This window comes from Mycobacterium sp. (assembly GCF_032161845.1).
Lineage (GTDB): Bacteria > Actinomycetota > Actinomycetes > Mycobacteriales > Mycobacteriaceae > Mycobacterium.
Genome location: NZ_JAVRQA010000518.1, coordinates 1 through 6,413, shown reverse-complemented (window position 1 = coordinate 6,413; position 6,413 = coordinate 1). Strand labels below are relative to the sequence as shown.

Genomic DNA, 6,413 nt, shown 5'->3' with positions numbered 1-6,413 from the left:
ATGATGATCGTCGGCAGACTGATCGGCGTCCCGGACGAGGACATCGACAAGCTGGTGCGGTGGGGCTACTCGGCCACGCACATGGTCGAAGGCCTCGTCAGCCAGGATCAGCTCACCGCTGCGGGCATCGCCGTCTTGGAACTCGCCGGCTACATCGCCGAACAACTCGAGCGTGCAGCGTCGGATCCTCGGGCCGATCTTCTCGGCGACCTCGTCGCGGCGCGCGCGGCAGGCGTGATCGAGCAAAACACCGCGCTGTTCATGTTGATCACATTGTTCAGCGCGGGCGGAGAGTCCACCGCCTCGCTGATCGGCTCTGCAGCGTGGATCTTGGCCTCTCGTCCAGACATTCAACAGCAGGTGCGGGACAACCCCGAACTACTCGGCGCCTTTCTTGAGGAGGTGCTTCGCTTCGAGCCGCCGTTTCGCGGTCATTACCGCCACGTGGTTCGGGATACCACCCTGGCTGGATTCGACCTGCCGGCCGGTTCGCGGCTGCTGCTGTTGTGGGGTGCGGCCAACCGCGATTCGTCGCAGTTCGACGACCCCGACGAGTTCCGGCTGGATCGAGTTGGAGGCAAGGGCCACATCACCTTTGGCAAGGGCGCGCACTTCTGCGTCGGAGCGGCGCTCGCCCGCTTGGAGGCGAAGACCGTGATCGGTTCGCTGCTGGAACGCACCACTGCGATCGCGGTCGCGGACACGGAAAGGTGGCTGCCGAGTCTCCTGGTGAGGCGCCTCGAGCGGCTCACCCTCGAATGCGATCGAGGGCGTTGCGGCTAACCCAGTCGAGGGCGGCAGGTTCACGTAGGAACGCGACGAACACCGAGCCGTCGTCGTCGGGTCGATACGGATCGTGAACGACCTGCACTTCGCCGCCGGCCACCACCACCGAGGCGTCTGAGTGCTTGCGCGTGACCCAGCGCCGGGTGCCGTGGCCGTCGACGTAGGTGACGGTTGCGGTCGCCGCCGAGACCGTTCGCCCGCCCTGGTCGTTGGTGGAGTAGTGAATCCGAACGTCGCTGACGGTCCCGGTGGTCCTGGCGCCCTCACCTAGCAACCGTTCGCGTCTCCGGGCCCGGGCGTTGCCGCGGCGGACGGCCTTGGCCGCGGACACCGTCAGCGCGACGGTGAGCAGACCGAGGGCGACGGGAAGCCAGACGTCGGCGTAGAAGAGCAACCAACTGCCCCAGTTCCAGGCCTGGGGTTCTTCGTAGTCCGACTCAATCCATCCCACTCGGGTGGGCGCGACCCAGGTCCGGCTCGCGACCAGGACACCGATCGTGGCCCCGGCGAAACCGAGCGCGAATGCCCAGCCGCCGCTACCCGACGAGGCACGGTACGCGTCGAGCTTCTGGGCGCCCCACACCGAGCCAATGCCGGCAATCGTCAGCCCGACGAAGAAGATGACGCCCATGGCAACGGGGTCAAAGCCTTCCATCGTCACGACGTCGTTGATCGACATCGACCGGAAGGTCCCTACCAACGAGGCGACGAACAGGCCGATGCCGACCGAGCCGACGGTGGCCATCCCCAATGCGATGATGGCGCCAGCGAGGGCTTGTCGACTGCCGACCTGACGATCCATCTTCTGACGCCGAACAACCGCTGGGTCAACGGTTTCCATCGGACCCCCTGATGAATTGCCGGGATGCCACGATAACTCCCGAATTCGCCTGCGAGACTGACGGCATGGTCGACACCCTCCACGACACCGGCTACCGGAGCTTCGCAAGCGACAACTACGCGGGCGTGCACCCCGAGGTGCTCGACGCGCTCGCCGCGGCGAACGGTGGCCACCAGGTCGCCTACGGCGAGGACGTCTACACTTCCCGGCTGCAGCAGGTCGTCCGCGAGGAGTTCGGCGCGGCCGCCGAGGCCTTCCCGGTGTTCAACGGCACGGGCGCCAACGTCGTCGCACTCACCGCCCTGCTACCGCGCTGGGGTGCGGTCGTCGCCAGCGCGACCGCACACATCCACACCGACGAAGCCGGCGCCCCCGAACGGGTGAGCGGCCTCAAACTCCTGCCGGTGCCCACACCCGACGGGAAGCTCGCACCCCCGTTGATCGCGACGGAGGCATGGGGCTGGGGCGACGAGCACCGCGCGCAGCCGCTTGCCGTCAGCATCACCCAGACCACCGAACTGGGCACGCTCTACACACCCGAGGAGGTGCACGCGATCGCCGACTTCGCACACGAGCGCGGGATGGCCCTGCACATGGATGGCGCGCGAATCTGGAATGCGGCGGCCGCGCTCGGCGTGCCGTTCCGCGAATTCACGACGGACGCCGGCGTCGACGTCGTCAGCTTCGGCGGCACCAAGAACGGCCTGCTCGGCGCGGAAGCGATCGTCGTGATCGACCCGACGCGCGTCGAAGGGATGCGGTATCTGCGCAAGCTGAGCATGCAGCTCGCCAGCAAGATGCGTTTCACCAGCACGCAACTGCTGGCACTCTTCGACGACGGGCTCGGTCTGCGCTCTGCAGCGCACGCGAATGCCATGGCGGCACGGCTCCGAGGCGCGCTCGACGCCAACCACATCCACGACCTGTCCTTCAGCCAGCGGACCGAGGCGAACGCCGTGTTCGCCGTGCTGCCCAACGACGCGGCCGACCGCATCCGCGAGCGGGTGCGCTTCTATGACTGGGACCGCGCGGCCGGCGAGGTGCGGTGGATGTGCGCGTGGGACACCACCGAGGCCGACGTCGACGGGTTCGTCACCGCGATCCGCGAGGAGCTCGCTAAGTACGACGAGCCGAAACGACGCGACCCTGGGCAATAAGGTTGGTGGCATGGCAGAGAAGACGGTGTTGTGCTTCGGGGATTCGTTGACGTGGGGCTGGGTGCCCGCGGAGCAGACCGCTCCCACGACGCGGTTCCCGCGTGACGTCCGCTGGACCGGCGTTCTCGGCGAGAATCTTGGCGACGGCTACGTCGTGATCGAGGAAGGCCTCAGCGCCCGCACCACGAACGTCGACGATCCGACCGACCCACGGCTGAACGGCGCTGCGCACCTTCCCATTACGCTCGCCAGCCATCTGCCGTTGGACCTCGTCGTCCTCATGCTGGGCACCAACGACACCAAGGCCTACTTCCACCGAACACCGTTCGACATCGCCACCGGCATGTCGTTGCTGGCCGCGCAGGTGCTGGGTTCCGCAGGCGGAGTCGGCACGACCTACCCGGCGCCGAAGGTCCTGGTCGTCGCACCGCCTCCGCTGGCTCCGATGCCGGACCCGTGGTTTCAGATGACCTTCGACGGCGGCCAGGAGAAGTCGGAACGGTTGGCCGACGCCTATCGCGCGCTCTGTGCGTACATGAAGATCCCGTACTTCGATGCGGGCTCGGTGATCAGCACCGACGGCAGCGACGGGGTGCACTTCACCGAGCAGAACAACCGCCACCTTGGCGTCGCGTTGGCCGACGAAGTGCGCCGAATCCTGGCACCGTGAAAGGTGCACCTGCACTGCAGTTGGCGGGCTTAGGATCGTTGGCGTGGGAGCAACGTTGCGGGTCGACCCAGCCCAACTTCGAACTGCTGCAGCCGCACAGACCGAGGTGGGTACGTTCGTGTCGGGCATGGCGGCGGGTCAGTCGATGACGAACGCGGGCACCGGCATGTCAGGTCTGCTCACCGAAGGCGCGTGCCAGTTCGCCGGCACGATCTTCGACACCGCCACCGCTGCCGTCCACGAAGAGTTGACGGCACACTCGACGAATCTTTCGTCCGCTGCCGATCAATACCACCGGACCGACGAGGAACTCGGCCGCCGTCTGCGCAAGATCGCTCAGTGACCCCTGACTCGGCTGGGCCATCGCCATGACGGTGACGATCCCCCAGGTCGAGGCGTCGCGACCGGAGGGGCTCACCCAATCCGCGACGGAGCTCGGCCATAAGGCGTCCGGCCTGACCTCACAAATCGACAAGCAGCGCGCCACGTTGGAAGGATTGCGGACGGGGTGGCAGGGCACCGCCTCTGAGGCCGCGATCGCGAAGGCGCAACCCACACTGCTCCGGATGCAGCAGGTCCGCGACGCCCTGACGAAGGCGCAGACCGTCCTTCAGCAGGGTGGCGCGACCCTCGCTCAGACCCGGACGTCGGTGCTGCAAACCGTCAGCCAGTTGTCCGGCCAGGGCTGGCAGCTGGCGCCCGACGGCACGGTGTCGGTGCGTCCGGGAAGCCCACTTGATCAGTACGCAAAGATCAGCCAAGTCAACGCGATGAAGATCCAACAGCTGGCCGCGACGAATTCGGTCAACGTGAAGGCGCTGTTGGCGGGTTTCGACACGACTGACCGGGCGCTGAGCCAGAACCTTCGCACCGCCGTCGGAGGCCTCGATGGCCAGCCTGCACAATTTGGCGTCGGCGGCCCGCTGCCCGAGGCACCGCCGTATGACACGGGTGCGGAGATTCCCGTTGGCAAGGACCCCAAGGAAGTCAAGGACTGGTGGAAGTCGCTCCCCCAGGACAAACGCGATCAGCTTCTGCGCGATTGGCCCGACAAGCTCGGCAACTTGAACGGCATCCCAGTCGTCGACCGCGACAAGGCCAATCAGGCGGTGATGCACCAGGACATCAACCGCGTCGCCGAAGTCGCCGCAGCGCGCAACGTGACCGTCGACGAGGTGCTGGCCCACCCCGATTCCTACGGCATGAACCCGCAGATGATGGCCCGGTACAACAACGCCCTCAAGGTGCAGGAGGCGTTGAACACCGATCATTTGAAGACGGGCGCCCAGACCTATCTTCAGGTCTACGAGCCCGAAGAGTTCAAGGGCGACGGTCGAGCCGCCATCGCGATCGGAGACCCCGATCATGCCGACAACACCGCGGTGGTCGTGCCAGGAACCGGGAACAGCGTCGGTTCGGGATGGCTCGGCGGTGACGACGCCACCAACCTGTACAACGAGACCAAGGCGGCCGATCCGTCCAGGAGCCGTGCGGTCGTCGCGTGGATGGGATACGACGCACCCGATGCGTTGTACGACCCGCGGGTCGGAACGACGGGTCTTGCCCACGAGGGCGGCCAGCTACTGGCCGCAGACGTCAACGCCCTCAACGCCACTCACGAAGGCGCATCGCACATGACGGTGCTCGGCCACTCCTACGGATCGACCACCGTGTCCGACGCGGCCGCCGGCTACGGCATGCATGCCGACGACGTGGTGCTCGTCGGCTGCCCCGGCACCGACCTGGCCCACAGCGCCGCCGACTTCCACCTCAACGAGGGTGGCCACCTCTACGTTGGCGCTGCCTCCACCGACCCGGTCACGCAGCTGAGCGCGATCCCGCAAATCCACGTGCCTGGAACCGATTTCACCGCATCGCTGGGCGATGACCCGGCGATGGACGGATATGGCTCAACCCGGTTCAAGGCCGAGGTGCCCGGACTGACGACGCCGTGGGGCGACCACAGCCAGTACTACACCCGTGGCAACGAATCGTTGTTCAGCATGTCCGACATCGTCTCTGGGCACGGCGACGCCCTGGAGCACGACGGCATGACGGCCCCGCACCGCCGCGATGACATCCTCACCAATCTCGGAGACGTCTTCGGCGTTCCCATCCCCAACGACCCCGAATTGTTCCGGCCCGGCACCACGGGGAACACCCATGAGTAGGGACGACCACCTAGAGATGAGAAGCAAATCATTAGCCGCCGTCGCCCTGGTGGCGGCCCTAGTTTCAGGATGTGGCGCAGTGAGCTCGATGAAGAACGGTGGCGTTTCCGATCCGCTGACACCAGAGCAGTCCAAGGCACTGGTCATCGATGCCGCCAACGAGATCGTCAGCACCCTCGATCTGCATGCCATCGAACCAGCGTTCTGGCATGCCTCTTGCAACGACCAGGGAGACCCGCCCTTCCGTGGGCAGATGAGGATCGGATACCCGGTGGCAGCGAGTTTCGCCGCCTCGGAGGCAGAGGTCGCGAAGATGGCCCAGCGCCTCCAAAGCCAGGGCTGGACAACCGATTCCGACTTCAAGAGCCATGGCACGACGCTGCAGAAGAATGGTGTGGTTGCCGTGCTGGGGCCTCAGAGCGCGGGTGATTCCACCAGGAGTGTCGAACTATTCGGCGAGTGCCGCGACGTGACCACCACGAAGGACACCAAGGGCAGCGCCGAGGTCGTCACGCTTTCGAGACCCTGAAGCGCGGGCGAAGAGTCCACGATTGCTCACAGGGCCTACGCAGGTCTTATTCAGCTGGCAGACAGCGATAGGGGCGATGGTGCGAAAGCTTGCCAGGCTCTCCCCAGCAGGCTCACACTGGCCACACAACAGTTGACGGGCGGCGGTCGGGCGCAACCCCGAGCAGACCGAAGAAGCCATGACCATCGACCGCCGCGACACCACCCCACCCATGTGGCGTCGGATCGCCGTCGCGACCATCTTTGCCACCGCCGTGTCG

At 66.1% G+C, this 6,413-nt stretch carries 7 protein-coding genes; 6 read left to right on the top strand and 1 reads right to left on the bottom strand.

The genetic code is table 11. The features are described from left to right. Positions 1–783, top strand: a 783-nt coding sequence (locus QOD90_RS28595; RefSeq protein ID WP_526355467.1) for a cytochrome P450, incomplete at its 5' end; no start/stop codon positions are given. On the opposite strand, the gene QOD90_RS28590 is transcribed toward QOD90_RS28595, so the two are convergent. Next, positions 749–1,588, bottom strand: a complete 840-nt coding sequence (locus tag QOD90_RS28590; protein WP_526355465.1) for a hypothetical protein — start codon at positions 1,586–1,588, stop codon at positions 749–751. The two genes, QOD90_RS28595 and QOD90_RS28590, sit on opposite strands and share 35 nt — an antisense overlap. 104 nt (positions 1,589–1,692) lie before the next feature. Between QOD90_RS28590 and QOD90_RS28585 the strand changes: the two genes are divergently transcribed. The 5 genes from QOD90_RS28585 to QOD90_RS28565 are packed head-to-tail and all read left to right on the top strand — an operon-like array spanning position 1,693 to position 6,154. Further along, positions 1,693–2,784, top strand: coding sequence for a threonine aldolase family protein (locus QOD90_RS28585; protein WP_526355463.1), 1,092 nt, complete (start codon positions 1,693–1,695; stop codon positions 2,782–2,784). Positions 2,785–2,794: 10 nt separating this feature from the next. Then, a complete protein-coding gene (locus tag QOD90_RS28580) occupies positions 2,795–3,454 on the top strand; it encodes an SGNH/GDSL hydrolase family protein (RefSeq protein ID WP_526355461.1) in 660 nt (219 codons plus the stop codon). A 43-nt stretch (positions 3,455–3,497) separates the two neighbouring features. After that, on the top strand, positions 3,498–3,797 hold the full coding sequence (locus QOD90_RS28575) for a type VII secretion target (protein WP_526355459.1): 300 nt from the start codon (positions 3,498–3,500) through the stop codon (positions 3,795–3,797). 31 nt (positions 3,798–3,828) lie between these two features. Further along, a complete protein-coding gene (locus QOD90_RS28570; RefSeq protein ID WP_526355457.1) occupies positions 3,829–5,625 on the top strand; it encodes an alpha/beta hydrolase in 1,797 nt (598 codons plus the stop codon). Positions 5,626–5,641: 16 nt separating this feature from the next. Then, positions 5,642–6,154: a lipoprotein LppJ family protein gene (locus tag QOD90_RS28565; RefSeq protein WP_526355455.1), complete on the top strand. Its 513-nt coding sequence runs from the start codon at positions 5,642–5,644 to the stop codon at positions 6,152–6,154. Positions 6,155–6,413: the final 259 nt, after the last annotated feature.

Bases quoted from the DNA above. Each gene is read 5' to 3' on its own strand.
- QOD90_RS28590 (WP_526355465.1), bottom strand. From the start codon at position 1,588: ATGGATCGTCAGGTCGGCAGTCGACAAGCCCTCGCTGGCGCCATCATC.
- QOD90_RS28585 (WP_526355463.1), top strand. From the start codon at position 1,693: ATGGTCGACACCCTCCACGACACCGGCTACCGGAGCTTCGCAAGCGAC.
- QOD90_RS28580 (WP_526355461.1), top strand. From the start codon at position 2,795: ATGGCAGAGAAGACGGTGTTGTGCTTCGGGGATTCGTTGACGTGGGGC.
- QOD90_RS28565 (WP_526355455.1), top strand. From the start codon at position 5,642: ATGAGAAGCAAATCATTAGCCGCCGTCGCCCTGGTGGCGGCCCTAGTT.